The organism is Brevundimonas sp. 374 (genome assembly GCF_900102995.1).
Taxonomy (GTDB): Bacteria; Pseudomonadota; Alphaproteobacteria; order Caulobacterales; family Caulobacteraceae; genus Brevundimonas; species Brevundimonas vesicularis_C.
Genome location: NZ_FNKT01000004.1, coordinates 140254 through 164110, shown reverse-complemented (window position 1 = coordinate 164110; position 23857 = coordinate 140254). Strand labels below are relative to the sequence as shown.

Below are 23857 nucleotides of genomic sequence, written 5' to 3'. Positions count from 1 at the left end.
TCACTCCCCTAACTCGGGTATGTCAATTGGCCCGGTCTGTGGATAGGACGGTGTGGTGAACTGCGCCTGAGAACGCTCGACGCTTGGAATGGCTGTTTACGTGTCGAGCATCGAGGCCCAGCCACGAGGGAGGGTTGAGATGATTGTGGGCGTGACGGGCTTTCTTGCTGTCGGGAGTGAAATCGGCGACTGCGATCCACGACAGGCGAACCTGAACTTCGACGATGACGCCGATCTCATACCGCCTTGGTCTCGCGCCATCGCGGCTTGGGTCAACATCGATCCCCGCGCCAGGATGTTGTTATCGCGATCGGGACGAATCGGTTGGGCCAACGAAGCCGCCTATCGAATGTTGAAGGACGCCGGCGTGTTCCGGCTCATTGACGACCATCTTGTCTCCGACAGTGCTCAGACGGCTGCGGCGCTGGCGCGCCTTCTGAGAGACGCTGTGCCCGGCCAAGCGATCTATGCGGTCACGTCGACGGATGCGGATCGACAATGGCTTTTGCGCTGTCAACAACTGATACCCGGCGATGACGACAGCATAGGTTTTGCCGCACACCGAATGGCGGACCGTGTTTCGTACGAAGCAATGCTCCAGATTCACCACCTGACACCCTGCGAAAAACACATCGTGACGATGATGTTGGCGGGGATGGAGACGGGGCGTATTGCTCAAAAGCAGGACATCTCCATCGAGACACTGCGCACTCACATCAAACATGCCTATCGCAAGTTGGACGTCAGCAGTCGTGGCGAACTATTCGCCAAGGCTGTGGACTTCGCGGGTCTTTAGGCAAGGGCAAGATTCAGGCGGAGACGTAGGTTCCGTTTGGCGGGCCATTGCGTGAACATGCCGTTCGGTCCGCGACGCAGCGGCTTATCGAGCTACACCTTCAGGGGCGGTCCGATTTTCGTGGCAATCTCCCGGCCCGCTATTTGCGCCGGGCAGATGCCTTGGTGTTCGCGCGCGATTGTACCTGCGAGAAGCCGTAGAATGGATATGGCGCCGGCCACACGAACGCTTAACTGTGCCTGATATACAACCCATGATGGTAATCGTGAGGTTGGTATGCGGACGTTCGGACCCATTCCTTCTGCAAGGCGGCGCGGGCGCGAGGGCGTGGCGGCGGTGGAGTTTGCGCTGGTGGGGCCGATTCTGGTCCTGCTGCTGATCGGCATCGTCGTCTATGGCGGCTGGTTTTTGATGGCCCTGTCGGTTCAGGCCTTGGCGTCGGAAGGAGCCAGGGCGGCGATCGGGGGGCTGGACGCTGCCGAGCGCGACGGTCTGGCGCGGCGCGAGGTCAGCGAGGCGGTGCGGGGCGTGGCGCTGAACCCGGATCACACGACCATCGAGGTGAGGGAGGACGCCGGCCGCCTGCGGGTCGTCGTCGTCTATGACGCAAGCGACAGTCTGATCATGGCGCTGGGCGGAATGCTGCCGCGTCCGCCGCCTGTGATACGGCGTTCGGCGGTCATCCATGTGGGCGACTACTGATGAGCGTCCGGGCGCCTTGTCTGCCGCTCCGGTTCGGCGCCGATCGGCGTGGGGCGGTGGCGGTGATTGCGGCGGTCGCAGGCGGTCTGTTGTGCCTGTTCACGGCGGCGGTGATCGACCTGGGCGTTCTAGTCCTGCACACGCGCCGGGTTCAGGGGGCGGCGGATCTCGCGGCGTTGTCGGCGGTGCGAAACCTGGCGCAGGGCGAGGGTGCGGTCTTGCGCGCGGCCCAGGCGACGGTCGAGGCCAATGTGGCGCCCGACGTCTCGGTCACGGTGGCGACGACGCTGGGCGTCTACACGCCCGATCCGGCCAAGGCGCGCAATGACCGGTTCATGACAGGCGGGGTGAAGCCGAACGCCGCACGGGTCGAGGTCACCAGTCGCGCCCCGATGTTCTTCACGCCGCTGTTGCTGGGCCGCGATCAGGTGCGGGTCACCCGCCGGGCCACGGCGACGACGGGCGGCGGGACGCCCAAGGCCATGATCGCGATCGGGTCGCGCCTGGCGCGACTGGACGGCGGCGTGGCCAATCAGGTGCTCGGCGGCCTGACCGGGTCCAAGGTGTCGCTCAGCGTCATGGACTATCGTCGTCTGATCGATCTGGACATCAATCTGCTGGGGTTTACCGACGCCCTGGCGACCGATCTGGGCGTCCAGGTCGGCGACTACGACCGGCTTCTGGCCACCCAGGTCGACGCCGGCCGCGCGTTGAGGGTGCTGGAGCGCGTGGCGGGCGGCCAGGACGGCGGGGCGCTGGGCAAGCTGGCCTCGGCCTCGGTCGGGACAAAGGTCAGGCTGGGCGATCTGATCGGGCTGGAGGCGCGTTCGCCCGACGGGATCCGCGAGGGACTGGACGCCTCGGTGTCGGCCATGGATCTGGTCATGGCCATGCTGGAGGTCGGGGGCGGAGATCGGCAGATTGCGCTGAATCTGGGCGTGCCGACAGGGCTGGCCGATCTGAAGACCAGCCTGGCGATCGGCGAACGCCCCAATCGCTCGCCCTGGCTGACGGTGACGGACGACGGCCAGCCGATCATCCGCACGGCTCAGGCCCGGCTCTATGTGCGGGCCAGGACGGCGCAATCCCTGTCGGGTCTGGCGCGGGTCGAACTACCGATCCTGATCGAACTGGCGGCGTCCGAGGCGCGGCTGAAGTCGCTGTCCTGCGGTCCGGCGCGCGCGGTCGAGGTCGATGTGCGGCCGGGCCTGGCGCGCGCATCGATCGGTGTGGTGGACGAGGCCAGGCTGGGCGACTTCAAGACCCCGCTGACGCCCCAGCGCGCGACCCTGCTGTCGGTCCTGGGCCTGGTCAGCATCACCGGCAAGGCCGATGTCGAGGCGGCGGACATCGGTTTCAGGCCGCTAAGGTTCGACGCTGGCGACATCGACAATCAGCGCACCAAGACCATGGCCTCGCGCGGCTTCGCCAGCGGGGCGGTCACCAGCCTGCTGGCGCGGCTGGACGTGGATGTGAACGTGATCGGCTTAGGCCTGGGGCTCGGCGACCTGACCAAGGCGCTGGGGCGGCTGCTGGAGCCGCTGGGGCCGGTGCTGGACGGCGCGCTGAGTCCGGTACTGGACCTGTTGGGCCTGAAGCTGGGCGAGGCCGATGTGACGGTCCACGGCCTGTCCTGCCCGACACCGGGGCGCGCGACCCCGCGTCTGGTCGGCTGACCCTTAGCCGCGGGCGGGCCGCAGGCCTTCGGCCGAGGCCTGCTGCATGGCCGGACGCTTTTGACCGCCCGAGGCGATGATGCGGTCGATGCGGGCCTTTTCGGCGCGGAAGGCGGTCAGGTCGGCGCCGGCCAGTTCGGTGCCCTCTTGGGTGCGCACGCCGGCGGGATTGATCCGCTGGCCGCCGCGCCACAGCTCATAATGAAGATGCGGACCGGTGGAGGCGCCGGTCGAGCCGACGTAGGCGACGATCTGACCCTGGCTGACCCGCTGGCCGGCGCGGATGCCCGAGCCGTAGCGCGACAGGTGGCCGTAGCCGCTTTCCAGGCCGTTGTTGTGGCGGATGCGCAGCCAGTTGCCATACCCGCCCCAGCGGCGCGCCTCGACCACCACGCCATCGGCGGGGGCCACGACCGGCGTGCCGGTTCCGGCGGCGAAGTCGATGCCCTGGTGCATCTTCTTGTAGCCCGAGATCGGGTGGGTGCGGAAACCGAAGTTGGACGACACGCGGCGGAAGCTCTGCAGCGGCGTGCGCATCATGGCGGAGCGCAGGTTCTTGCCGTTCGAGTCGAAGAACTGAGCTTCCTTCGCGCCGGCGGGCTTGAAGCGATAGAAGGTGACGCCGCGCAGTTCGGCGTACATCAGGTCGCCCACGTCCACCGTGCGTCCGGCCTCGGTCACTTCACGGTCGAAGACCATGGTGAACTCGTCGGAGGCGCGGATGTCGCGCTGCATGTCGAACTTGGTGGCGAACAGGCGGCTCGCGGAACGGACGATGGAGGCGGTGGCGCCCAGTTCACGCGCGCTGGCCGACAGGCTGCGCTCGACATCGCCCTTCAGGACGACGGTCTCATGGGTGACTTTTTCTTCCAGCGAACGCAGGCGCAAGGCGCCGTCGAAGCTGCGCGACACTGTCAGTTGCGACGCCGGGCCGGTGCGCATGGTCAGGCCGATCAGGCGGGCGTCGCCCCGGCCGTTGCGCGGTTTGGCGATGGCGGTTTCGAACTTCAGTCCGGCGCGCAGATCGGCCAGGTCGAAGGCGTTGGCGACGGTGGCGGCGACGGCGCTGGCTTCTTCGGGGGCGACGCCGGTGCGGCGCACGGCCTGTTCGAAGGTTTCACCGCGGCGGATCTGGACGTTGACGGCCTCGGGCGCGGTCAGGCCGGCGGGCGCATTGGCGGCGGCGAAGGCCTTGGCCTCCATGGCCGCCATCTGAGCCGAAGTCAGGGCGGGAACTTCTTCGGCCTGAGCGGGTTGATAAGCTCGACCAGCGAGCATCGCCACCGAGATTGCAGCGGCCGCCGTGAGCATATGCGGCGCGAGCCGCGTCGGCTGGCGGCGTGGGTCGAACTGAGCCATCGGTCCCCGTCGTATTGCGACGCCTTCGGCGCCAAAGCTTTACTCGTTCTCGAAGATCGCGCCGTATCGCCCGTGGCGCGAAGGCGGTCCTATACCGCGCTTGTCTCATTTTGGAAAGCAGACCGTTACAAACGGTTAACGTACGTCAGACAAAGCTCGACGGTGCGGGGATCCCGACCAGTCGATTCGCCGTTATCTGGCCCAGCTTGACCGGCAGGAAGCGGGCGCCGACGACCGACCGTCACGCTTTGATCTTGTGCTGGAGACAAGGATGACCAAGGTGGACGGCCCGCTGTTTCAATCACGCGATCGATCCGTTTGACCGACACACCGTCCAAGCCAAAGCCAAAGCCGCAGGCCAAGACCCGTCGCGTCCTGCGCGCCGTCGCTGTCGGCGTTCTGATCCTAGCGCTGCTGATCGGCGTGGTGGCGGCCCTGATCTACCTCAATCGCCGCGCGGTGGCGCGCAATGTCCTCGTCGGCTGGCTGGACCAGCGCGGGATCCCGGCCGATGTCGAGGTGGAGCGGATCGAAATCGACGGCTTCGTCGGCCGCATCCGCATCGGCGATCCCGACAATCCCGATGTCGTGGTCGAGCGGGCCGAGGTCGATTACGCCGTCGCCCTGCCGTGGTCCAGGTCGGGTTTGGGCGTGACCCCCAGCCGCATCCGTCTGGTGCGACCGGTCGTCCGGGCCAGTTGGAAGGGCGGAAAACTGTCGTTCGGCTCGCTGGATCCGCTGATCAAGGAGTTCACCGGCGGACCGCCGCGTCCGGATTCGCGCGGGCCCCTGGTCATCGTCGAGGGCGGTCGCGGGCGGTTGAATACGGAATACGGACCGGTCGACCTGCTGGCTGACGCCCGGATCGACGACGGCAAGCTGATGCGGCTGGCGGCGCGTCTACCGAAGGCCGCGCTGAAGAGCGGGGAGACGCAGGCTCAGGGTCTGTCCGGCCTTCTGGACCTGACCACGACCGGCGACCGGATGGCGATCAAGCTGTCGGCCGCCGCCGACAGCTTCGCGACACCGGCGGCCCGAGGGCAGGGGGCTGCGCTGACCCTGACCGGCGATCTGCCCTATCCGGATCTGAAGACGCGGCGTGGCGACGGCCGGGCGGTTCTGGACGCCCGCCTGAGCGGCGAGCGCCTGGGAACCTTGACGCTAAGCGCCCGCAGCGCCGATGTCGCCGCCCGCTTCGACGGCGTCGTCTCCGGCTGGATCGAAACCTTCCGGCTGGACGGCGAAGTCACCACCGCGCTGAAGGCGGCGGCCGTCGAGGGCGCGGACCTGCGCATCGCCGATGTCGCCGCAACGGCGACGCGGGGCAAGCTGACGGTGTCGCGCGACGACGCCGTGCGCTGGCGCATGCAGGGGCCGCTGGCCCTGACCGCAGCTTCGGGACGGACGGGTCAGACGACGATCGCCGGATTGTCGTTGACGACGCGCGACCTGGCCTTGGGCGGCAAGGATGCGGCCTTCGAGGCGACAGGCCCTTTGAGCGCGACCTTCGACCGTTTCTATTTCGGCGACCTGGCGCTGAAGCGCGGTCGCGCCGATGTGGACCTGGACGTGGTCAGCGACGGCGGTATCCAGATCGCGGCCAATGGATCGTTGCGCGCCGCGGACGGCGCCTGGCCTCTGTTCGGCGCGGTCGGCGCCGACGACATCGCCGAACTGGCCGAGATGAAGCGCGCGCTGGGACGCTTCGCCCTGAATGCGCCCGCCGTCCGCTTCGCCACGGGCGCGGCCGGCACGACCGTCGCCCTGTCGCGTCCCGTGACCCTGACGCCCGCCAACGGCGGCGTCCTGACGGTGGCTCAAGGTCAGGGCGGCGCCTATCAGGCCGAGCCGGGGCGACTGGGCGGCGGGGCGCTGACCCTGACCGCCACGCGCGGCAAGGGCCTGCCGGAAATGTCCGTCGCGGTCCCGAACTGGCGCCTGACCGACGGCGGGTTCGAAGCGACGCTGGACGGTCGCGCCCGACTGGATTTCGATCTGGCGCGCGGCATCGACGCCCGGACGCGGGGCGTCCTGGCCCTGAACGCCGGCCGGCTGACCTATGCGACATCCGACTGCGTCGATCTGACCGTCGAGCGGCTTGAGCTGGACGAGAACGACGTCCATCTGGTCGCCGGCAAACTGTGTCCCCAGGCCGGTCCGCTGTTGACGTCCAGCGACGGCGTCTGGCGCGTCGCGGGCGGGTTCAGTCAGGTTTCGGCCCAGGCGCCCTTCCTCGGCATGCGGTTCGCCGACGCCGCGGGTCGTGTCAACGTCGATGGGACCAAGGCGGGCATCGGTTTGACCGCCAATGTGGCCGCCGCCCGCGTCATCGACGCCCTGACGCCGCAACGGTTCGAACCGCTTTCCGCCACCGGATCTGCGACGCTGGCCAACGAACGCTGGAGCGGCGCCTTCGATCTGAAGGGCACGGGCGCGGCGGCCGCCTATGGTCTCGGTCGCCTGACCCTGGCGCATGACGGTCGCACCGGATCGGGCGGCATCGTCATCACCGTCCCGAAGGTGACCTTCGCCGAGCACGGGCTTCAGCCGGCGATGCTCAGCCCGCTCGCCGCCGACTTCCTGCAGTCGCCGGTCGAGGGGAACGTCAGCTTCGACGGACGTTTCGACTGGACCAAGGACGCCGAACCGACCTCCAGCGGCCATCTAGTCACGCCAGGCCTGGATTTCGTCAGTCCGGTCGGGGCCGTGAAGGGGCTGCGCGGCGACATCGTCTTCAGCAGCCTGACGCCCCTGATCACCGCCCCGAACCAGAAGCTGACGGCCGACAGCCTGGCCGTCGGCACGGCCGTCACGGCGCTGGATGTGACCTTCTCGATCAACGAGGCCGGGGTGCTGATCGACGGCGCCCAGGTCGTCGCCGGCGGCGGAACCGTCTCGGTCGAGCCCTTCACCGTTCCGCTGGACGCGACCCAGCCCTACAGCGGCGTGATCGTGCTGGACCGGGTGCAGCTGGGCGATATCGTCGCCGACACCGGCTTTGACGACAAGGTTCAGCTGGACGCCGTTGTCTCGGGCCGCCTGCCCTTCATCATGGACCCCAAGCGCGGGCTCAAGATCACCGCCGGCAGGCTGGAGGCGGTCCAGCCGGGCCGCCTGTCGATCAAGCGGGACGTCCTGACCGACGTCGCCGCCAGCGGCGGCGGCGGCGAGGTGTCGGAGAACGTCGTCGAGGACCTGGCCTATCAGGCGATGGAGAACCTGTCCTTCGATCAGCTCAGCGCCGATGTGAACAGCCTGGACGGCGGGCGTCTGGCGGTCCTGTTCCACATTCGCGGCCGCCACGATCCTCCCAAACGCCAGGAGCTTCGCCTGACGATCGGCGAACTGATCAGCCGCCAGTTCCTGAACCGCAAACTGCCGTTGCCGTCGAACACACAGATCGATCTGACGCTGGACACGACCCTGAACGCCAACCAGCTGATCTCGGATCTGCTGGCCGTCAATCGCGCGCGCCAGGGTCAGCAGGATGCGACGCCCGCGCCCGTCCCGGCGCCTGCCGATTGAACTTCACCATTCAGCGCGCGTTCATTGGACGGCGTGCTATTAGAGACATCACCCTCGGCCGAACCGGAGCCCATGTCATGATCCACAAGCGCCAACTGGCCGGCCTCGGGTTCGGAGCCGTCGTCGTCGCCCTCGCGGCCTGCGCCCCGACCATCCGTCTCGAGGTCGCGCCGATCCAGATCTACGCCAAGCTGGACGCCGACGTTCGCGTTCGTCTGGACCAGGAGCTGCAACAGCTGTTGCAGCAAAACCCCAACCTCTTCTGATTTCCCGCTTCTCTCTGAAAGGGACAGGCTGACATGACCTTCCGCAAACTCTTCGTCATCGGCGCCGCCGTTGCGGCCCTGGGCGTAGCGGGCGCCGCCCTCGCCCAGACCAGCGCCCAGAAGGCGCAGATCGACCAGGCCAAGGCCGCCGGCGTCGTGGGCGAGCAGGCCGACGGTTATCTGGGCTTCCGCACCCCGACCTCGGACGCCAGCCTGCGCGCCGCGGTGGACGCCACCAACTCCGGCCGCCGCGCCGCCTATGCCCGCAGCGCCGCCGACGCGGGCACTTCGGCGGATGTCGCCGGGGCCCGGATGTTCGAGGCCCAGCTGCTGCCCCGCATCTCCTCGGGCCAATGGTACCGCAACGCCCAGGGCCAGTGGGTCCAGCGCTAAGACCACACCTTTCCCACCCCTCGGGCGATGCCCCGGGGGGTGTTTTTATCTTGGCGATCAGTCGACGGCGTCAGGCGGCGGCGCGTCGATCCATCAGCGCGGGCGCCAGCAGCCCTTCGGCCAGCGCCCTGACCACCGGCACGGCGACGGCGTCGCCCATCAGCTTCAGCGCCGCGCTTTCGCTGGACGGCAGGCGATAGTCGTCCGACACGCCCATCAGCCGCGCGGCCTCGCGCCCGGTCAGCCGCCGAACCCGCGCCAAGCCCCGATCGCACACCACCACATATTGACGCGATGAGCCGCCGGCCGGCGTCCTCAGGCATCCGGCCAAGCCATCGAACCGGATTTCCAGACGCTGGACCTTGTGGCCGTTCTCGGTCCGCACCCGGCGATAGGCGGCGCCGACGCAACGCTGTCCAGAGGCCAGGGCCGACGCGATCCGGGCGCGGTGCAGCGGCGCGGCCAGGGCCAGGATAGCGTCCGCATCATCCAGCCAGCAGACGGCGTCGTCGGGCTCCAGCATGGCCGCCAGGTCCAGATTGCGCTGCGGCGGCGCAGGCAGCGACCACCAGGCCCAGGCCGCCTTGACCGCCTCGGGCAGCCGTGCGTGGGCGGCGACCAGACGCGCTGAATGGAAGGGCTGGGTCGGACCGGCCGCGCGCGGCGCTTCGCCCTGAATGGCCACCACGAACAGACGCGGGCGCGACTGGGGCAGCCAGTGAGCGGCGTCCATCTCCAGCGCGCCGACCGTATAGCCTGCCTCGACCATCGCCGTGCAGACGGCCGCGAAATCCAGCCCCTGACCAGAAGTCAGCAGGCCGATGACGTTCTCCAGCACGATCACGCGCGGGCCGCGTCCCCGGGCCGCCAGACCCTGCATCAATCGCCAGAAGCCCCAAAAGGCGCCCGATCGCCCAGCCTCCAGCCCGCCGCGCGCGCCCGCCAGGCTGACGTCCTGACAGGGCGACGAAGCCCAGGCCATGTCGGGCCGTCCCGGCAGATCGTCGATGGTCAGGGTCCAGATATCGCCCTGACGAAACGGGGTATGTGGATGATTGGCCGTGAAGGCGCGCGCTTTGGCCCCGTCCATGTCGTTGGCGAAGACGGTGTCGATGCCGGCGGCGGACAGTCCCAAACCCGCCAGGCCGCCCCCGGCGAAGAACTCGAATGCGGTGGGGCGAATCGACATGGAGCCAGCATAACCCAGCCGCGCCCCTTGACCGAGGGCGGCGGGGACCTCACCTGCGCCCGAACCAAAAGGAGCCGTCATGCGCCTCATTCCGCTCGCCGCTGCCCCGTTCGCCATTGCCCCAATTGTCATCGCCCTTGCCGGCCTCTCGCTCAGCGCCTGTTACGACCGCGAGGATTCCGAGCCCAAGCCGGCGCCGCAGCCCCAGGCCGCCGTCACCCTGGGCGGCGTCGATCTGGGCCAGCCGGTGAGGGCGCTGGGGACGGAACCCTTCTGGGGCGTGGAGATCACGCCGGACGCCCTGATCTACACCCGCGTCGATCAGCCGACCCAGCGCGCGCCCAACCATGGCGCGACGGTCCAGGGCACGGTCGCGACCTTCGCCAGTTCGACCAATCTGAACAAGGCGCTGAACGTCGTGCTGATCGCCACCGAATGTTCGGACGGCATGAGCGACCGCACCTATCCGCTGACGGCCAAGGTCGAGATCGGCGACGACGAGCTGACCGGCTGCGCGGCGCCTGCGTCGATGCTGACCACCCAGCCCGCCCCTTAAAGCGTCACCACCATTCGGCGTCGCGCAGCATCCGGGCGTAGCGGCGGCTGACCGGCGCCGACAGGCCGCCGTCCAGCGTCAGGGTCGCGCGGCCGTCGCCGCGTTCGACGGCGCGCACCGCCTCGCGCGACACCCACCAGCTGCGGTGCGTCTGGGCGCCCTCCAGCCCCTCCAGCTCTTCCACCGCGTCCGACAGCCGCATCAGGATCAGGTCCGATCCCCGGTCGGTGTAGATGCGCAGATAGTGGTCCTCGGCCTGCACCGCCCGGATCGTCGCGCCTTTCAGCTTGATCGGCAGACGGTCCAGAAACCGAACCGGGCGGGCCGCTGTCTCGGGCGGCGCCGCATGGGTCTGGACCGGCACGGCCCGCCCCAAAAAGACGTTCAACGTCGTCACCGCCGCCGTGATGACCACGACGGGCACGATCAGCTGCGGCAGCACCGCCAGCGGATAGAGCCTCTGGGCGAAGAACAATCCCGTCGCCGCCCAGACCAGCACGCACAGCGGGCCGGTGATCACGACCACCATGACCGCGATGGTCAACCAGGGCCGCTCGTCCGAATCCAGAAACCGGCTCACCAACACCCCGCACAGATGCCCCCACAGTCCGCCCAGCACCATGACCAGCACCCAATAGGCCAGTCGCTCAGTGAAGGTCGCGCCCGCCGTGCCGAACGCCCCGGTCGTCGCCAGAAACACGCCGCCCAAAACGGCGACAATCAAGCCCCTGACAAAGGTGCGGCGGCGGTCTGCGGCGAGGGTTGTCATGGCGCCTTGAGACCATGATTTCCAACACGTTGAAAGGCGGGCGCGAAAGACAGGTGGGCGTTGGCGCAGCACAGACGGTCGTTGGCGAAAGCCCCGATGCGGCGGGCGGGACGCGGCGGCATGACCGGGCAAACGGAGATGTCCGATGCCTCGCCTTTCCCGCCTCGTCCCGTCCGCCCTGGCCCTCGCTCTGCTGATCGTTCCGCTCGTCGCCTATCTGGCAATGGATGACGGGCGGCTGGCGCGAATGGGGTTTGCGCTTCACACCCCGCGCTGGGGCCTGCTGCTGGCGTCGCCGACGGCGATACAAATCCATGTGGCGGCGGCCGTGACGGCCTTGGCGATCGGCGTCGTCCTGCTGATCGGGGTCAAAGGCAACCGGTTGCACCGGACCCTGGGCTGGGCCTGGGTCGTGGCGATGGGGACGACGGCGATCAGCTCTTTCTTCGTCCACCAGCTCAATCCGAACGGACCCGGCGGCCTGTCCCTTATCCATCTGCTCAGCGGTTGGACCGTGGTCGCCCTGCCCATGGCGGTGTACGCCGCCCGCCGTCACCGGGTGGCTGTTCACCGGCGCGCCATGACGGGCATGTTCGTCGGCGGACTGATCGTCGCCGGCGCCTTCACCTTCCTGCCTAGTCGTCTGATGTGGGCGATCTTCTTCGGCCCTAACTGATCAGGCCATCAAGGATTAGGGTTGGCGCGACGACATCCCGACCACTGCCCGGAACCCGGCCGCCGCGAACCGGACCATATAGTCGCCGGCTGTCTCCAGGTCGCCGGATCGCGCCCGCCCGTTCGACAGCCGGTCAAGACGTCCCGTCTCGCCCAGGGTCAGGGTCAGGGCGCCCGACAGATTGTGATAGCCCCAATACAGATCGACCTCGCTGGCATCGGGCAGCACCTTGGCGATCAGCTCGATCAGCCGGTGGATGGCCGGGTCGAAATAGCGCGCCATCGTCTCGCCGCCGAAGCTGGGGTTGGCGTTGGTCTGGGCCACCAGGGCGGAATAATGTTTCCAGCCCGGCCCGCCCTTCAGCGACCATTCGAACGGCGGCCGCAGGAAGGCCTCCAGCAAGCCCTCCAGCGTCATGTCGTCACCCGCCGTCTCGGCATAGCGGTCGATGGCGGCGACGCGGTCGTCGTTCCAGACCTCGGCCCGGCGCAGGAAGACGGCGTCGAACAGCTCGCGCTTGGCTCCAAAATAGTAGTGGACCAGGGCCGTATCGACGCCGGCCTCGCGCGCCACCTCGCGGATGGTGACGCCGTAGAAGCCGTGTTTGGAGAACAGATCCTCGGCCGCGTCCAGGATCAGATCGCGCGTCTCGCCCGCCGCCTTGGCCTCGGTCTTGGGCGGCCGACCACGCCGCGCCGGCGCAGCGCCCGCCGCCTTGCGACGCGCGGCGGCGACGGGGCGGGGAAGGGGGGCGGCGGCATCCGGCTTGCTCATCCGGCAAGGCTAGGCGCACGACCGCGGCGGTGCAACGGCGCCACGGTCGGCGATCCAAGTGACGCTGCGTCAGTCCAGTGTTTGACAGACGGCCGAAACCGGGTAGTTTCCATGAAAATCATTGAACGCTGAATAAAAGCGTCCATCGGGCTGGAAACGACAAAGGGGTCTAGGATCATGAACCGTCATGTGAAGTGCGCGCTGCTGGCCGGCGCGGCGTGGGGCGTGCTTGCGGGGGCCACGGTCGCCCAGGACGCGGAGGCGACCGCTCAGGCCGCGAACGCCCAGGATGCGGCGACCGTCGACGACATCGTCGTCACCGCGCGCCGCCGCGCGGAAAGCCTGCAGGACGTGCCGGTCGCCGTGACCGCCGTCAGCGGCGAACAGCTTGAGGCGCGCGGCGCCCTGGACATCACCGAACTGGCGCGCTCGACGCCCAGCCTGACGCTGAACGCCGCGCGGGGCTCGAACTCGACCCTGATCTCTTTCATTCGCGGCGTGGGCCAGCAGGATCCGCTGTGGGGCTTCGATCCCGGCGTCGGCCTTTATATCGACGACGTCTATGTCGCCCGTCCGCAGGCTGCCGTTCTGGACATCTTCGACGTGGAGCGGGTCGAGGTGCTGCGCGGTCCGCAAGGCACGCTTTACGGCCGCAACACCATCGGCGGCGCCATCAAATACGTCACCAGCCGCATCAATGCCGACGAGCCCGAGGGACGCCTGCGCGCCTCCTACGGCAGCTATAACCAGCGCGACGTGATCGCCAGCGCTCAGCTGCCCTTCAGCGACGAGTTCAAGGTCTCTGCCGCTCTGGCCCGCTATCTGCGCGACGGCTACGGCAAGAACCTGAACACCGGCAACGAACACTACAACAAGGACGTGACCGCCTTCCGCGCCAGTGCGGAATGGAGCCCGACCGACAGCCTGTTCTTCCGTCTGGCCGGCGATCTGGTGAACGACGATTCCAACGCGCGGCACGGCCACCGCGAGTTCGCCCCGTCGCCCGCCGATGTCTATGACACCAACGCCGGCGCCGGCGACAAGAACCGCGTCCAGACGCGCGGCGTGTCGCTGACCGGCGAGTGGGAGATGAGCGACATGTTCACCTTCAAGTCGATCACCGCCTATCGTGAAGGCCTGACGCGCGGCAACATCGACTTCGACAACCTGCCCCAGCCCATCCTCGACATCCCCGCCGCCTATGACGACGACCAGTTCAGCCAGGAATTCCAGGTTCTGGTCAGCGCGGGCCGCCTGAACGGCGTCGCCGGCGTCTTCTACATGGACGCCAACGCTTCGGGCGCCTTCGACACCGTCGTGGGTCTGGCCAACCTGACGACCCTAACCTCGGGTTCGGTGGCGACCAAGAGCTACGCCGCCTTCGCCGACTTCTCCTATGACTTCACCGACGCCCTGTCGGTCTCGGTCGGCGGACGCTTCACCAAGGACGAGAAGGAAGGCACCGTCTTCCGTCAGCAGTATCTGGGCATCCGCAGCCCCTATTTCGGCAACAACGCCGCCGTGCCGCTGGGGGCGCCGCGCACCAACTACACCCGCACCCGCGAGTTCGAGAAGTTCACGCCGCGCGTCTCGGTCAACTACAAGTTCGGCCCCGATCTGACGGCCTACGCCTCATGGGGCGAGGGCTTCAAGTCGGGCGGCTTCGACATGCGCGGCGATGCGGTCCTGTATCCCGCCACCGTCAACGGCTATGCGCCCGAGACCGTCGAGACCTATGAGATCGGGCTGAAGGGTTCGTTGCTGGATCGTCGCCTGACCTTCGCCACCGCGATCTTTGATTCCAGCTACGAGAACCAGCAGATCACGACCCAGTATCCGGCCGGCGCCACCGTCGCCTCGGTGGTGGACAATGTCGGCTCGTCCTCGATCCGCGGTTGGGAGTTCGAAGGCCGCGTGCGCGCCACCGACGCCCTGACGTTCAACGCCTCGCTGAGCTACATCGACGCCAAGTTCGACCAGTTCCTGGCCTATATCCCGACGGCCTCGGGCAATACGTCCTGCCCGACCCTGCCGGGCTGCGTCGTCGACGTATCCTCGCAGCGCGACTTCCAGAACACGCCGGAATGGACCGGATCGATCTCGGCCAACTACAACTGGGTCATGGAGAACGGTTCGTCGATCGCCTTCATCCCGTCGGTCGCCTACCGCGGCGCCTACCAGCAGTTTGAAACGCCCGCGCCGCTGCTCGATCAGGACGCCTACTGGATGTATGACGCCAGCATCGTCTGGACCTCGTCCGACGACCGCCTGACCTTCGGCGTCCACGGCAAGAACCTGGGCGACGAACGCTATCGCGTCGGCGGCTACACCTTCCCCGGCGCCCTGACCGGCAACTCGATCATCGGCTTCTACGGCCCGCCGCGCACCGTCACGGCGACCCTGGGTCTGAAGTTCTGATCCACATCCATAACGCCTGACGACGAGGGGCGGCGGTCTCCGGGCCGCCGCCCTTTTTCGCTTCGTGGGGCCTATTTTGCACAGGCCGGACTTGCGGATAGGCTCGCCGCAACGAACAACAAGACGCCGAGGGGAAACGCCGATGACGACGGAGACGCTGACGGTCCAAGAGACGCGGCCCGAGCGGCCTGAGCGGCCCGGCTACCGCTACTATGTGCTGGCGGTTCTGATCCTGATCTACATGCTGAACTTCCTGGATCGCCAGATCATCGGCATCCTGGCCGCGCCGCTGAAAGAAGAGTTCGGCATGTCCGACAGCCAGTTCGGCCTGTTGGGCGGCATCGCCTTCGCTTCGGTCTATTCGACGCTGGCCATACCCCTGGCCTGGCTGGCGGACCGATTCAGCCGGGTCTGGATCATGACTGGCGCCCTGGCCGTCTGGTCGGGCTTCACCGCCCTGTGCGGCATGGCCGGGTCGTTCGGCCAGCTATTCCTGTGCCGGATGGGCGTGGGCATCGGCGAGGCGGGCGGCGTGGCCCCAGCCTATTCGCTGATCGCCGACTACTTCCCGCCGCATCAGCGCGCGCGGGCCATGGCGGCCTTCGCCTTCGGGATTCCGCTGGGCATGGCGGCGGGGACGCTGGTCGGCGGCCTGCTGGCGGCGACGTACGGCTGGCGCACGGCCTTCATCGTGGTCGGCCTGCTGGGCGTGCTGGTCGCGCCCCTGTTGCGTCTGACGGTGCGGGATCCCAGGCGCGGCGGAACCGACGCCATCAAGACCGAAGCCCAGGTCGCGGCCCTGGCCGCCGCCCCCGTCGGCACGGACCGGGCCGGCAAGATCGCCGCCCAGATCATGCTGGGCCTCGGCGCCGGTCTGCTGATCCTCGGCGCCTTGAGCTGGCTGATGGGTATGTCGCTCGGCAATCCGCTGGTGCTCGCTTTCGGCGGCCTCCTGGCGGTGGTGATCGGCGTGTCGCTGATGATCGCGCGGCGCACCGCCTCGGTGGTGATCAGGAAGCCCAGCTTCTGGCTGCTGGGCCTGGGCGCCGCCTCATCGTCGGTGTGCGGCTATGGCGTGGCCGGCTGGCTGCCGCTGTTCTTCATGCGCAGCTTCGACCTGACCCTGAAACAGACCAGCATCTATTATTCCGGCATTGCCCTGATCGGCGGCATCCTGGGCATCTGGCTGGGCGGCATGATCGCCGACAAGCTGTCCAAGAAGGGCAAGGGCGCCTATCCGCTGACGCCCGCCGTCGCCTTCCTGATCTCGGCGCCCTGTTTCATCCTGGCTATGAACTCGCCCTGGCTGATCGGCCTGGTTCTGCCCGGCGGCGGCAGCCATGTCCAGCAGCTGACCCTGGCCTTCCTGATCTTCCTGTTGCCGACCGGATTGAACCTGGCCTGGCTGGGCCCGATCACGGCGGCGGTCCAGCATCTGGTGCCGGCGGCCATGCGTTCCACCGCCTCGGCCCTGTTCCTGCTGCTGAACAATCTGCTCGGGATCGCGGTCGGCTTCTACTATTTCGGCTGGATGAGCGACCTGCTGGCGCCGCGCTTCGGCGAGGAAAGCCTGCGCTGGGCCATATACACCGGCATGGGCTTCTATGTGCTGGCCGCGATCCTGCTGATCGGGGCGTCGCGCACCCTCAAGAAGGACTGGGTCGACTAAAGGGGGCCTGTGGACGGTTGCACCTGCGAAGGGGTGGGGCCTATAAGCCCCGCAACTCTCCCAGCAGCGGTTGCGACGGTCCCCCATGAACATTCACGAATATCAGGCCAAGCAGGTCCTCAAAGGCTTCGGCGCTCCGGTCGCGCAAGGCGTCGCGGTGACGTCGGTCGATCAGGTCGAGGCGGCCGCCAAATCGCTGCCCGGCCCGCTCTATGTCGTGAAGTCGCAAATCCACGCCGGCGGCCGCGGCAAGGGCAAGTTCAAGGAACTGCCGGCCGACGCCAAGGGCGGCGTGCGCCTGGCCTTCTCGGTCGAGGAAGCCGTCGCCCACGCCAAGGAAATGCTGGGCAACACCCTGGTCACCGCCCAGACGGGCGACGCCGGCAAGCAGGTCAACCGCCTCTACATCGAGGACGGCGCCGACATCGAGCGTGAACTGTACTGCTCGCTGCTGGTCGACCGCGCCTATGGCCGCATCGCCTTCGTCGTCTCGACCGAAGGCGGCATGGACATCGAAACCGTCGCCCACGACACGCCCGAGAAGATCCAGAACATCGTCATCGACCCGAGCGCGGGCGTGACCGACGCCGACGTCGCCGCCATCGTCGCCGCCTACGGCCTAACGGGCGCCGCGGCCGAAGACGCCAAGTCGCTGTTCCCAGCCCTGTACAAGGCCTTCGTCGAGAAGGACATGGACATGCTGGAGGTGAACCCCCTGATCGTCATGAAGGACGGCCATCTGCGCGTTCTGGACGCCAAGGTCAGCTTCGACGGCAACGCCCTGTTCCGCCACGATGACATCAAGGAACTGCGCGACGAAACCGAAGAAGACGCCAAGGAAATCGAAGCGTCCAAGTGGGACCTCGCCTACGTCTCGCTGGACGGCAACATCGGCTGCATGGTCAATGGCGCCGGTCTGGCCATGGCGACGATGGACATCATCAAGCTGTACGGCAAGGAGCCGGCCAACTTCTGCGACGTCGGCGGCGGCGCCGGCAAGGAGAAGGTCGCTGCGGCCTTCAAGATCATCACCGCCGACCCGAACGTCCAGGGCATCCTGGTCAACATCTTCGGCGGCATCATGAAGTGCGACGTCATCGCCGAGGGCGTGGTCGCGGCCGTGAAGGAAGTGGGCCTGAAGGTGCCGCTGGTGGTGCGTCTGGAAGGCACCAACGCCGAACTGGGCAAGAAAATCCTGAACGAGTCGGGTCTGACCATCCAGGCCGCTGACGACCTCGACGACGCCGCCCAGAAGATCGTCGCGGCGGTCGGCTAAGGCTTCGGCCTTACTCGCCACCGCCCCGCTGACACATCGAATTCAGAGCACAGACCCATGTCCATTCTCGTCGACAAGAACACCAAGATCATCGTCCAGGGCCTGACCGGCAAGACCGGCGGCTTCCACACCGAACAGGCCCTGGCCTATCACGGCACCCAGATGGTCGCCGGCGTGCACCCCTCCAAGGGCGGCACGAACTGGACTGGATCGCACGGTGAGAGCCTGCCGATCTACGCCTCGGTCGCCGAAGCCAAGGACGCCACCGGCGCCGACGCCTCGGTGATCTACGTCCCGCCGTCTGGCGCGGCCGCCGCCATCATCGAAGCCATCGACGCCGAAATCCCCTTCATCACCTGCATCACCGAGGGCATCCCGGTGATGGACATGGTCAAGGTCAAGCGTCGCCTGGAAGGCTCCAAGTCGCGCCTGCTGGGCCCGAACTGCCCCGGCATTCTGACGCCGGACGAGTGCAAGATCGGCATCATGCCGGGCAACATCTTCAAGAAGGGCTCGGTCGGCATCGTGTCGCGTTCGGGCACCCTGACCTATGAAGCCGTGTTCCAGACCACCAACGAAGGCCTGGGCCAGACCACGGCCGTCGGCATCGGCGGTGACCCGGTCAAGGGCACCGAGTTCATCGACGTGCTGGAGCTGTTCCTGGCCGACGAGGAAACCACCTCGATCATCATGATCGGCGAAATCGGCGGCGGCGCGGAAGAAGACGCCGCCCAGTTCCTGATCGACGAAGCCAAGAAGGGCCGCAAGAAGCCGATGGCCGGCTTCATCGCGGGCCGCACGGCGCCGAAGGGCCGCACCATGGGCCACGCCGGCGCCGTCGTCTCGGGCGGCAAGGGCGATGCGGAATCCAAGATCGCGGCGATGGAAGCCGCCGGCATCCGCATGTCGGAATCGCCCGCGCGCCTCGGCAAGACCCTGGTCGAAGTCCTGAAGGGCTGATGCGCCCCGCTTGATCGCTTTTCGGCATCAAAAATGCCGTGTGACGCATCGATGGACGCCCTCGGCTCAGGCCGGGGGCGTTTTTTCTTGGGCCTGCGACCAATTTCCTACCAAATTGCCCCGTTTCGGTCATGACCCGTCAGGAAACGACGCCTATATGACGGGCGCGCCCCTCACGGAGATGTGTCCGTCGGGGCCCAGGGATTGCGAAACGATGGCGGACGATGCCGGTCGGCTGAACCAGGTCTTTGCCGAGACCTCATTCCTCTACGGGTCCAATGCGGCCTATGTTGAGGAGCTTCAGGAGAAGTGGGCGAAAGACCCCGGCTCCGTTTCCGCCGAATGGAAAGCCTTCTTCGACCAGTTGCGCGACAACGCCGCCCTGGTGACCGCCTCGGCCGGCGCGGGCAGCTGGGGCCGTGGCGTCGCGACCGAGCCGACGGAGGAGACCGGCGTCTTCGACGGCCGTTGGCCGGCCCCGAAGCCTGACCCCAAAAAGCCCGGCGCTGCGCCGGCCGCCGCCGCGCCCACGGCCGCGTCCGCCGACGTCTCGGCCGATGCGATCCGCGCCGCCGCCCACGATTCCATCCGCGCCCTGATGCTGATCCGCAGCTATCGCGTGCGCGGTCACCTGCAGGCCAAGCTGGACCCGCTGGGTATCGAACAGCCGGTGGAGAACCCCGAGCTGACGCCGGAATTCTACGGCTTCACCGGCGCCGATCTGGACCGTCCGATCTTCCTGGACGGCGTGCTTGGTCTTCAGACCGGCACGATCCGCGAAGTGCTGGAGATCCTGAAGCGCACCTACTGCGGCACGGTCGGCATCCAGTTCATGCACATCGCAGAGCCGGAAGAGAAATCCTGGCTCCAGCAGCGGTTCGAGGGCGCCGACAAGTTCGAGCAGAACGCCTTCTCCAAAGAAGGCAAGCTGGCCATCCTGTCCAAGCTGGTCGAGGCCGAAGGCTTCGAACGCTTCCTGCACAAGCGCTTCCCCGGCACCAAGCGCTTTGGTCTGGATGGCGGCGAGGCCATGGTCCCGGCGCTGGAGCAGGTCATCAAGCGCGGCGGTTCGCTGGGCGTCGACGAGGTCGTGCTGGGCATGGCCCACCGCGGCCGCCTGAACGTGCTCGCCGCCGTGATGGGCAAGCCCTACAAGGTCATCTTCCACGAGTTTCAGGGCGGCTCGGCTGTGCCGAGCGACATCGAGGGTTCGGGCGACGTCAAATATCACATGGGCGCCTCGTCGAACCGCGAGTTCGACGGCAACCACGTCCACCTGTCGCTGACCGCCAACCCGTCCCACCTCGAGATCGTCAACCCGGTCGTGCTGGGCAAGGCGCGCGCCAAACAGGCGTTCGACATTCGCGAGGCCAACGAGGGCGTGCCCGAGGGACAGTGGGCGCTGGACCGTTCCAAGGTCGTGCCCCTGCTGATCCACGGCGACGCCGCCTTCGCCGGCCAGGGCGTGGTCGCGGAGTGTTTCGCCCTGATGGGGCTGAAGGGCTACCGCACCGGCGGCACGCTGCACTTCGTCATCAACAACCAGATCGGCTTCACCACCAGCCCGCGCAACTCGCGCTCGTCGCCCTATCCGTCGGATGTGGCCCTGATGGTCCAGGCGCCGATCTTCCACGTAAACGGCGACGACCCTGAGGCGGTCGTCTTTGCGTCCAAGGTGGCCACGGAATACCGCCAGAAGTTCCACAAGGACGTGGTGGTGGACATGTTCTGCTACCGCCGCTTCGGCCACAACGAAGGCGATGACCCCACCTTCACCCAGCCGCTGATGTATTCGAAGATCCGCGCCCAGCCTTCGACCCGCGAACTGTATTCGCAACGTCTGGTGGCCGAAGGCGTGATCAGCCAGGCCGAGGTGGACGCCGAGGTCGAGCGGTTCGAGAAATTCCTCGACGAGCAGTTCGAGGCCGGCAAGACCTGGTCCGCCGAGAAGGCCGATTGGCTGGACGGCCAGTGGCAGGGCTTCCAGTCGCCCAAGGACGAGCTGCGCGGCGACACCGCCGTGCCGCTGGCCAAGCTGACCGACCTGGGCCACCGCCTGACCACGATCCCCAACAGCGTCGACATGCACAAGACGCTGAAGCGCGTCATCGACGGTCGCCGCGAAGCCATCACCTCGGGCCAAGGCCTGGACTGGGCCACGGCCGAGAGCCTGGCCTTCGCCAGCCTGGTCGACGAAGGTTTCCCGATCCGTCTGTCGGGTCAGGATTCGGTGCGCGGCACCTTCTCGCAGCGTCACTCGGGCATCATCGATCAGACGACCGAAGAGCGCTACATCCCGCTGAACAACCTGCGCGAAGGCCAGGCCAATTTCGAAGTCATCGACTCCGCCCTGTCTGAAGAGGCGGTGCTGGGCTTCGAGTACGGCTATTCGCTGGCCGACCCCAATACGCTGGTCATGTGGGAAGCCCAGTTCGGCGACTTCGTGAACGGCGCCCAGGTGGTGATCGACCAGTTCATCTCTTCGGGCGAACGCAAGTGGCTGCGCATGAGCGGCCTGACCATGCTGCTGCCGCACGGCTATGAAGGCCAGGGACCGGAACACTCCTCGGCCCGTCTTGAGCGCTTCCTGCAACAATGCGCCGAAGACAATATGCAGGTCGCCAACTGCACCACCCCGGCCAACTACTTCCACATCCTGCGTCGCCAGATGCACCGGCCGTTCCGCAAGCCGCTGATCCTGATGACGCCCAAGTCGCTGCTGCGTCACAAGAAGGCGGTCTCGTCCATGGCGGACCTGGCGGAGGGCTCGGCCTTCCACCGCGTCCTGCACGACGACGCTCAGACGCGGCCGGAGATCGCCGGCATCACGATCAAGGCGGACAAGGACATCCGCCGCGTCATCCTGTGCTCGGGCAAGGTCTATTACGACCTGCTGGACGCGCGTGAGAAGAAGGCCAAGGACGGCCAGGCGGTGGACGACGTCTACATCCTGCGTCTGGAGCAGTTCTATCCGTGGCCGATCCAGTCGCTGCGCAAGGAACTGGCCCGCTTCCCCAACGCCGAACTGGTCTGGTGCCAGGAAGAGCCGAAGAACATGGGTGGCTGGACCTTCGTGGATCCGTGGCTGGAGCTGACGCTGGACAAGCTGGACGTGAAGGCCAAGCGCGCCCGCTACGTCGGCCGTCCCGGTTCGGCCTCGACCGCCGCCGGTCTGATGAGCCGACACCTGAAGGAACTCGAAGCCTTCACGACCGAAGCCTTCGCCTGATACACGTATAAAAGACCGACTAGAGACGAGCTGGACCTGACATGGCCGACATCCTGACCCCCGCCCTCGGTGAATCCGTCACCGAAGCCACCATCGCAAAGTGGACCAAGAAGGTCGGTGATCCGGTCAAGAAGGACGAACTGCTGGTCGAGCTGGAGACCGACAAGGTCTCGCTGGAGGTCGTCTCGCCCGCCGACGGCGTGCTGGGTGACATCAAGGCGGCCGAGGGCGACAATGTCGTTCCCGGCACGGTCCTGGGTTCGGTGACGGAAGGCGCGTCCGCCGCCGCCGCTCCGGCCGCTGCGCCCGCCGCTGCCCCTGCCAAGGCCGCCAAGGCTGACGCCAAGGCCGCGCCGGCCGCCGCCGCTCCGGCAGCCGCCGCGATCGACATCACCGTGCCGGTCATGGGCGAGAGCGTCGCCGAGGGCTCGATGGGCAAGTGGGTCAAGAAGAACGGCGACACGGTCAAGAAGGACGAACTGCTGGTCGAGATCGAGACCGACAAGGTCGCGGTCGAGGTGTCGGCCCCGGCTGACGGCGTTCTGACCATCGCCGCCGACGAAGGCGCGACCGTCACGCCGGGCCAGAAGATCGGCTCCATCTCGGGTTCGGGCGCCGCCGCATCGGCTCCCGCCGCCGCTCCGGCCCCGGCCGCCCCGGCCAACACCGGCTCGGCCCAGGTCTCGGCCGCCAAGAATGAAACCCTGTCCCCCGCCGTTCAGCGCGTGGTCGGCGAGAACAATCTGGATCCCAAGGCCATCGACGCCACGGGACCGAAGGGCAATATCACCAAGGCTGACGCCATCGCCGCCATCGGCCAGGCCTCGGCTCCGGCCCCTGCCGCCGCCGCTGCGTCCGCCGCCCCGCGCGCCGATCAGCCGCGCGAAGAGCGGGTGAAGATGACGCGCCTGCGTCAGACCATCGCCCGTCGCCTGAAGGAATCGCAAAACACGGCCGCCCAGCTGACCACCTTCAACGAGGTGGACATGACCAACGTCATGGCCCTGCGCGCCCAGTACAAGGACGTGTTCGAAAAGCGCCACGGCGTGAAGCTGGGCTTCATGTCCTTCTTCACCAAGGCCGTCGTCGCGGCCCTGCATGAGATCCCGGCCGTTAACGCCGAGATCGACGGCACCGACATTATCTACAAGAACCACTACGACATCGGCGTCGCCGTCGGCACCGACAAGGGTCTGGTGGTTCCGGTCCTGCGCGACGCCGACACCCTGTCGCTCGCTGGCATCGAAAAGGGCATCGGCGCCCTGGGCAAGGCCGCGCGTGACGGCTCGCTGACCATGGATCAGATGCAGGGCGGCACCTTCACCATCACCAACGGCGGCACCTATGGCTCGCTGATGTCGACGCCAATCCTGAATGCGCCGCAGTCGGGCATCCTGGGCATGCACAACATTGTCCAGCGCCCGATGGCCATCAACGGCGAGGTCAAGATCCGCCCGATGATGTATCTGGCCCTCAGCTACGATCACCGCATCGTGGACGGCAAGGAAGCCGTGACCTTCCTGGTCCGGGTCAAGGAACTGCTGGAAGATCCGGCGCGGGCCCTGCTGGACCTCTGATTTCCTGAAAGGCGGCGATGATCTCGCCGCCTTTTTCCTTGCTGCGA

Annotated in this window: 18 protein-coding genes; 14 read left to right on the top strand and 4 right to left on the bottom strand. The window is 67.2% G+C overall.

Annotated elements, in window-relative coordinates; translation table 11 throughout:
• Positions 1-88: 88 nt before the first annotated feature.
• From BLR19_RS12080 to BLR19_RS12070, 3 genes are all read left to right on the top strand, one after another.
• Positions 89-796 carry a response regulator transcription factor gene (locus tag BLR19_RS12080; protein ID WP_066625181.1) on the top strand — a complete coding sequence of 236 codons (708 nt, stop codon included), beginning with the start codon at positions 89-91 and terminating at the stop codon, positions 794-796.
• 276 nt (positions 797-1072) lie between these two features.
• Positions 1073-1498, top strand: coding sequence for a TadE/TadG family type IV pilus assembly protein (locus tag BLR19_RS12075; RefSeq protein ID WP_091751349.1), 426 nt, complete (start codon positions 1073-1075; stop codon positions 1496-1498).
• On the top strand, positions 1498-3174 hold the full coding sequence (locus BLR19_RS12070; RefSeq protein ID WP_091751346.1) for a TadG family pilus assembly protein: 1677 nt from the start codon (positions 1498-1500) through the stop codon (positions 3172-3174). The genes BLR19_RS12075 and BLR19_RS12070 overlap by 1 nt, the downstream gene beginning before the upstream one ends.
• A 3-nt stretch (positions 3175-3177) precedes the next feature.
• Here the strand turns inward: BLR19_RS12070 and BLR19_RS12065 are convergent, their stop codons facing one another.
• The gene (locus BLR19_RS12065) at positions 3178-4533 is read right to left on the bottom strand and encodes a M23 family metallopeptidase (RefSeq protein WP_091751342.1); all 1356 of its coding nucleotides are present in this window, start codon (positions 4531-4533) and stop codon (positions 3178-3180) included.
• A gap of 318 nt (positions 4534-4851) precedes the next feature.
• Between BLR19_RS12065 and BLR19_RS12060 the strand changes: the two genes are divergently transcribed.
• The 3 genes from BLR19_RS12060 (at position 4852) to BLR19_RS12050 (ending at position 8717) form a co-directional block, all read left to right on the top strand.
• Entirely contained in the window at positions 4852-8058 is a 3207-nt protein-coding gene (locus BLR19_RS12060) for an intermembrane phospholipid transport protein YdbH family protein (protein WP_091751339.1), read from the top strand.
• 77 nt (positions 8059-8135) lie between these two features.
• Complete coding sequence (locus BLR19_RS12055) at positions 8136-8324, top strand: YnbE family lipoprotein (RefSeq protein ID WP_055754620.1); 189 nt, start codon at positions 8136-8138, stop codon at positions 8322-8324.
• A gap of 33 nt (positions 8325-8357) precedes the next feature.
• Positions 8358-8717 carry a DUF1318 domain-containing protein gene (locus BLR19_RS12050; RefSeq protein ID WP_066553872.1) on the top strand — a complete coding sequence of 120 codons (360 nt, stop codon included), beginning with the start codon at positions 8358-8360 and terminating at the stop codon, positions 8715-8717.
• A gap of 70 nt (positions 8718-8787) precedes the next feature.
• On the opposite strand, the gene BLR19_RS12045 is transcribed toward BLR19_RS12050, so the two are convergent.
• Entirely contained in the window at positions 8788-9906 is a 1119-nt protein-coding gene (locus BLR19_RS12045) for a DNA cytosine methyltransferase (protein ID WP_091751336.1), read from the bottom strand.
• Between the two features lie 79 nt (positions 9907-9985).
• Here BLR19_RS12045 and BLR19_RS12040 point away from each other — a divergent pair, with 79 nt between their 5' ends.
• Positions 9986-10462 carry a COG3650 family protein gene (locus tag BLR19_RS12040; RefSeq protein WP_091751333.1) on the top strand — a complete coding sequence of 159 codons (477 nt, stop codon included), beginning with the start codon at positions 9986-9988 and terminating at the stop codon, positions 10460-10462.
• A 4-nt stretch (positions 10463-10466) separates the two neighbouring features.
• Here the strand turns inward: BLR19_RS12040 and BLR19_RS12035 are convergent, their stop codons facing one another.
• Positions 10467-11231 (bottom strand): LytTR family DNA-binding domain-containing protein, encoded by a 765-nt coding sequence (locus BLR19_RS12035; RefSeq protein WP_091751330.1) that lies wholly within the window; start codon positions 11229-11231, stop codon positions 10467-10469.
• A 145-nt stretch (positions 11232-11376) separates the two neighbouring features.
• Between BLR19_RS12035 and BLR19_RS12030 the strand changes: the two genes are divergently transcribed.
• Positions 11377-11907: a DUF2306 domain-containing protein gene (locus BLR19_RS12030; RefSeq protein ID WP_091751327.1), complete on the top strand. Its 531-nt coding sequence runs from the start codon at positions 11377-11379 to the stop codon at positions 11905-11907.
• 15 nt (positions 11908-11922) lie between these two features.
• On the opposite strand, the gene BLR19_RS12025 is transcribed toward BLR19_RS12030, so the two are convergent.
• Positions 11923-12681 (bottom strand): TetR/AcrR family transcriptional regulator, encoded by a 759-nt coding sequence (locus BLR19_RS12025; protein WP_091751324.1) that lies wholly within the window; start codon positions 12679-12681, stop codon positions 11923-11925.
• A 177-nt stretch (positions 12682-12858) separates the two neighbouring features.
• On the opposite strand from BLR19_RS12025, the gene BLR19_RS12020 reads away from it, so the two are divergent.
• The 6 genes from BLR19_RS12020 (at position 12859) to odhB (ending at position 23810) form a co-directional block, all read left to right on the top strand.
• The gene (locus BLR19_RS12020; protein ID WP_091751321.1) at positions 12859-15099 is read left to right on the top strand and encodes a TonB-dependent receptor; all 2241 of its coding nucleotides are present in this window, start codon (positions 12859-12861) and stop codon (positions 15097-15099) included.
• Between the two features lie 142 nt (positions 15100-15241).
• Positions 15242-16768, top strand: a complete 1527-nt coding sequence (locus tag BLR19_RS12015) for a spinster family MFS transporter (protein ID WP_091751318.1) — start codon at positions 15242-15244, stop codon at positions 16766-16768.
• 85 nt (positions 16769-16853) lie between these two features.
• On the top strand, positions 16854-18044 hold the full coding sequence (gene sucC, locus BLR19_RS12010; protein WP_091751315.1) for an ADP-forming succinate--CoA ligase subunit beta: 1191 nt from the start codon (positions 16854-16856) through the stop codon (positions 18042-18044).
• A gap of 57 nt (positions 18045-18101) precedes the next feature.
• Entirely contained in the window at positions 18102-19004 is a 903-nt protein-coding gene (gene sucD, locus BLR19_RS12005) for a succinate--CoA ligase subunit alpha (protein ID WP_045809475.1), read from the top strand.
• A 214-nt stretch (positions 19005-19218) separates the two neighbouring features.
• A complete protein-coding gene (locus BLR19_RS12000; RefSeq protein WP_091751312.1) occupies positions 19219-22233 on the top strand; it encodes a 2-oxoglutarate dehydrogenase E1 component in 3015 nt (1004 codons plus the stop codon).
• A gap of 41 nt (positions 22234-22274) precedes the next feature.
• The gene (gene odhB / locus BLR19_RS11995; RefSeq protein ID WP_091751309.1) at positions 22275-23810 is read left to right on the top strand and encodes a 2-oxoglutarate dehydrogenase complex dihydrolipoyllysine-residue succinyltransferase; all 1536 of its coding nucleotides are present in this window, start codon (positions 22275-22277) and stop codon (positions 23808-23810) included.
• Positions 23811-23857 lie beyond the last annotated feature (47 nt).

What these genes read in the sequence shown, in the direction of transcription:
- odhB (WP_091751309.1), top strand. Translation starts at nt 22,275, where the DNA reads ATGGCCGACATCCTGACCCCCGCCCTCGGTGAATCCGTCACCGAAGCC.
- BLR19_RS12040 (WP_091751333.1), top strand. Translation starts at nt 9,986, where the DNA reads ATGCGCCTCATTCCGCTCGCCGCTGCCCCGTTCGCCATTGCCCCAATT.
- BLR19_RS12080 (WP_066625181.1), top strand. Translation starts at nt 89, where the DNA reads ATGGCTGTTTACGTGTCGAGCATCGAGGCCCAGCCACGAGGGAGGGTT.
- BLR19_RS12070 (WP_091751346.1), top strand. Translation starts at nt 1,498, where the DNA reads ATGAGCGTCCGGGCGCCTTGTCTGCCGCTCCGGTTCGGCGCCGATCGG.
- BLR19_RS12035 (WP_091751330.1), bottom strand. Translation starts at nt 11,231, where the DNA reads ATGACAACCCTCGCCGCAGACCGCCGCCGCACCTTTGTCAGGGGCTTG.
- BLR19_RS12075 (WP_091751349.1), top strand. Translation starts at nt 1,073, where the DNA reads ATGCGGACGTTCGGACCCATTCCTTCTGCAAGGCGGCGCGGGCGCGAG.
- BLR19_RS12025 (WP_091751324.1), bottom strand. Translation starts at nt 12,681, where the DNA reads ATGAGCAAGCCGGATGCCGCCGCCCCCCTTCCCCGCCCCGTCGCCGCC.
- BLR19_RS12000 (WP_091751312.1), top strand. Translation starts at nt 19,219, where the DNA reads ATGGCGGACGATGCCGGTCGGCTGAACCAGGTCTTTGCCGAGACCTCA.
- BLR19_RS12065 (WP_091751342.1), bottom strand. Translation starts at nt 4,533, where the DNA reads ATGGCTCAGTTCGACCCACGCCGCCAGCCGACGCGGCTCGCGCCGCAT.
- BLR19_RS12030 (WP_091751327.1), top strand. Translation starts at nt 11,377, where the DNA reads ATGCCTCGCCTTTCCCGCCTCGTCCCGTCCGCCCTGGCCCTCGCTCTG.
- sucC (WP_091751315.1), top strand. Translation starts at nt 16,854, where the DNA reads ATGAACATTCACGAATATCAGGCCAAGCAGGTCCTCAAAGGCTTCGGC.
- sucD (WP_045809475.1), top strand. Translation starts at nt 18,102, where the DNA reads ATGTCCATTCTCGTCGACAAGAACACCAAGATCATCGTCCAGGGCCTG.
- BLR19_RS12055 (WP_055754620.1), top strand. Translation starts at nt 8,136, where the DNA reads ATGATCCACAAGCGCCAACTGGCCGGCCTCGGGTTCGGAGCCGTCGTC.
- BLR19_RS12050 (WP_066553872.1), top strand. Translation starts at nt 8,358, where the DNA reads ATGACCTTCCGCAAACTCTTCGTCATCGGCGCCGCCGTTGCGGCCCTG.
- BLR19_RS12045 (WP_091751336.1), bottom strand. Translation starts at nt 9,906, where the DNA reads ATGTCGATTCGCCCCACCGCATTCGAGTTCTTCGCCGGGGGCGGCCTG.
- BLR19_RS12015 (WP_091751318.1), top strand. Translation starts at nt 15,242, where the DNA reads ATGACGACGGAGACGCTGACGGTCCAAGAGACGCGGCCCGAGCGGCCT.
- BLR19_RS12020 (WP_091751321.1), top strand. Translation starts at nt 12,859, where the DNA reads ATGAACCGTCATGTGAAGTGCGCGCTGCTGGCCGGCGCGGCGTGGGGC.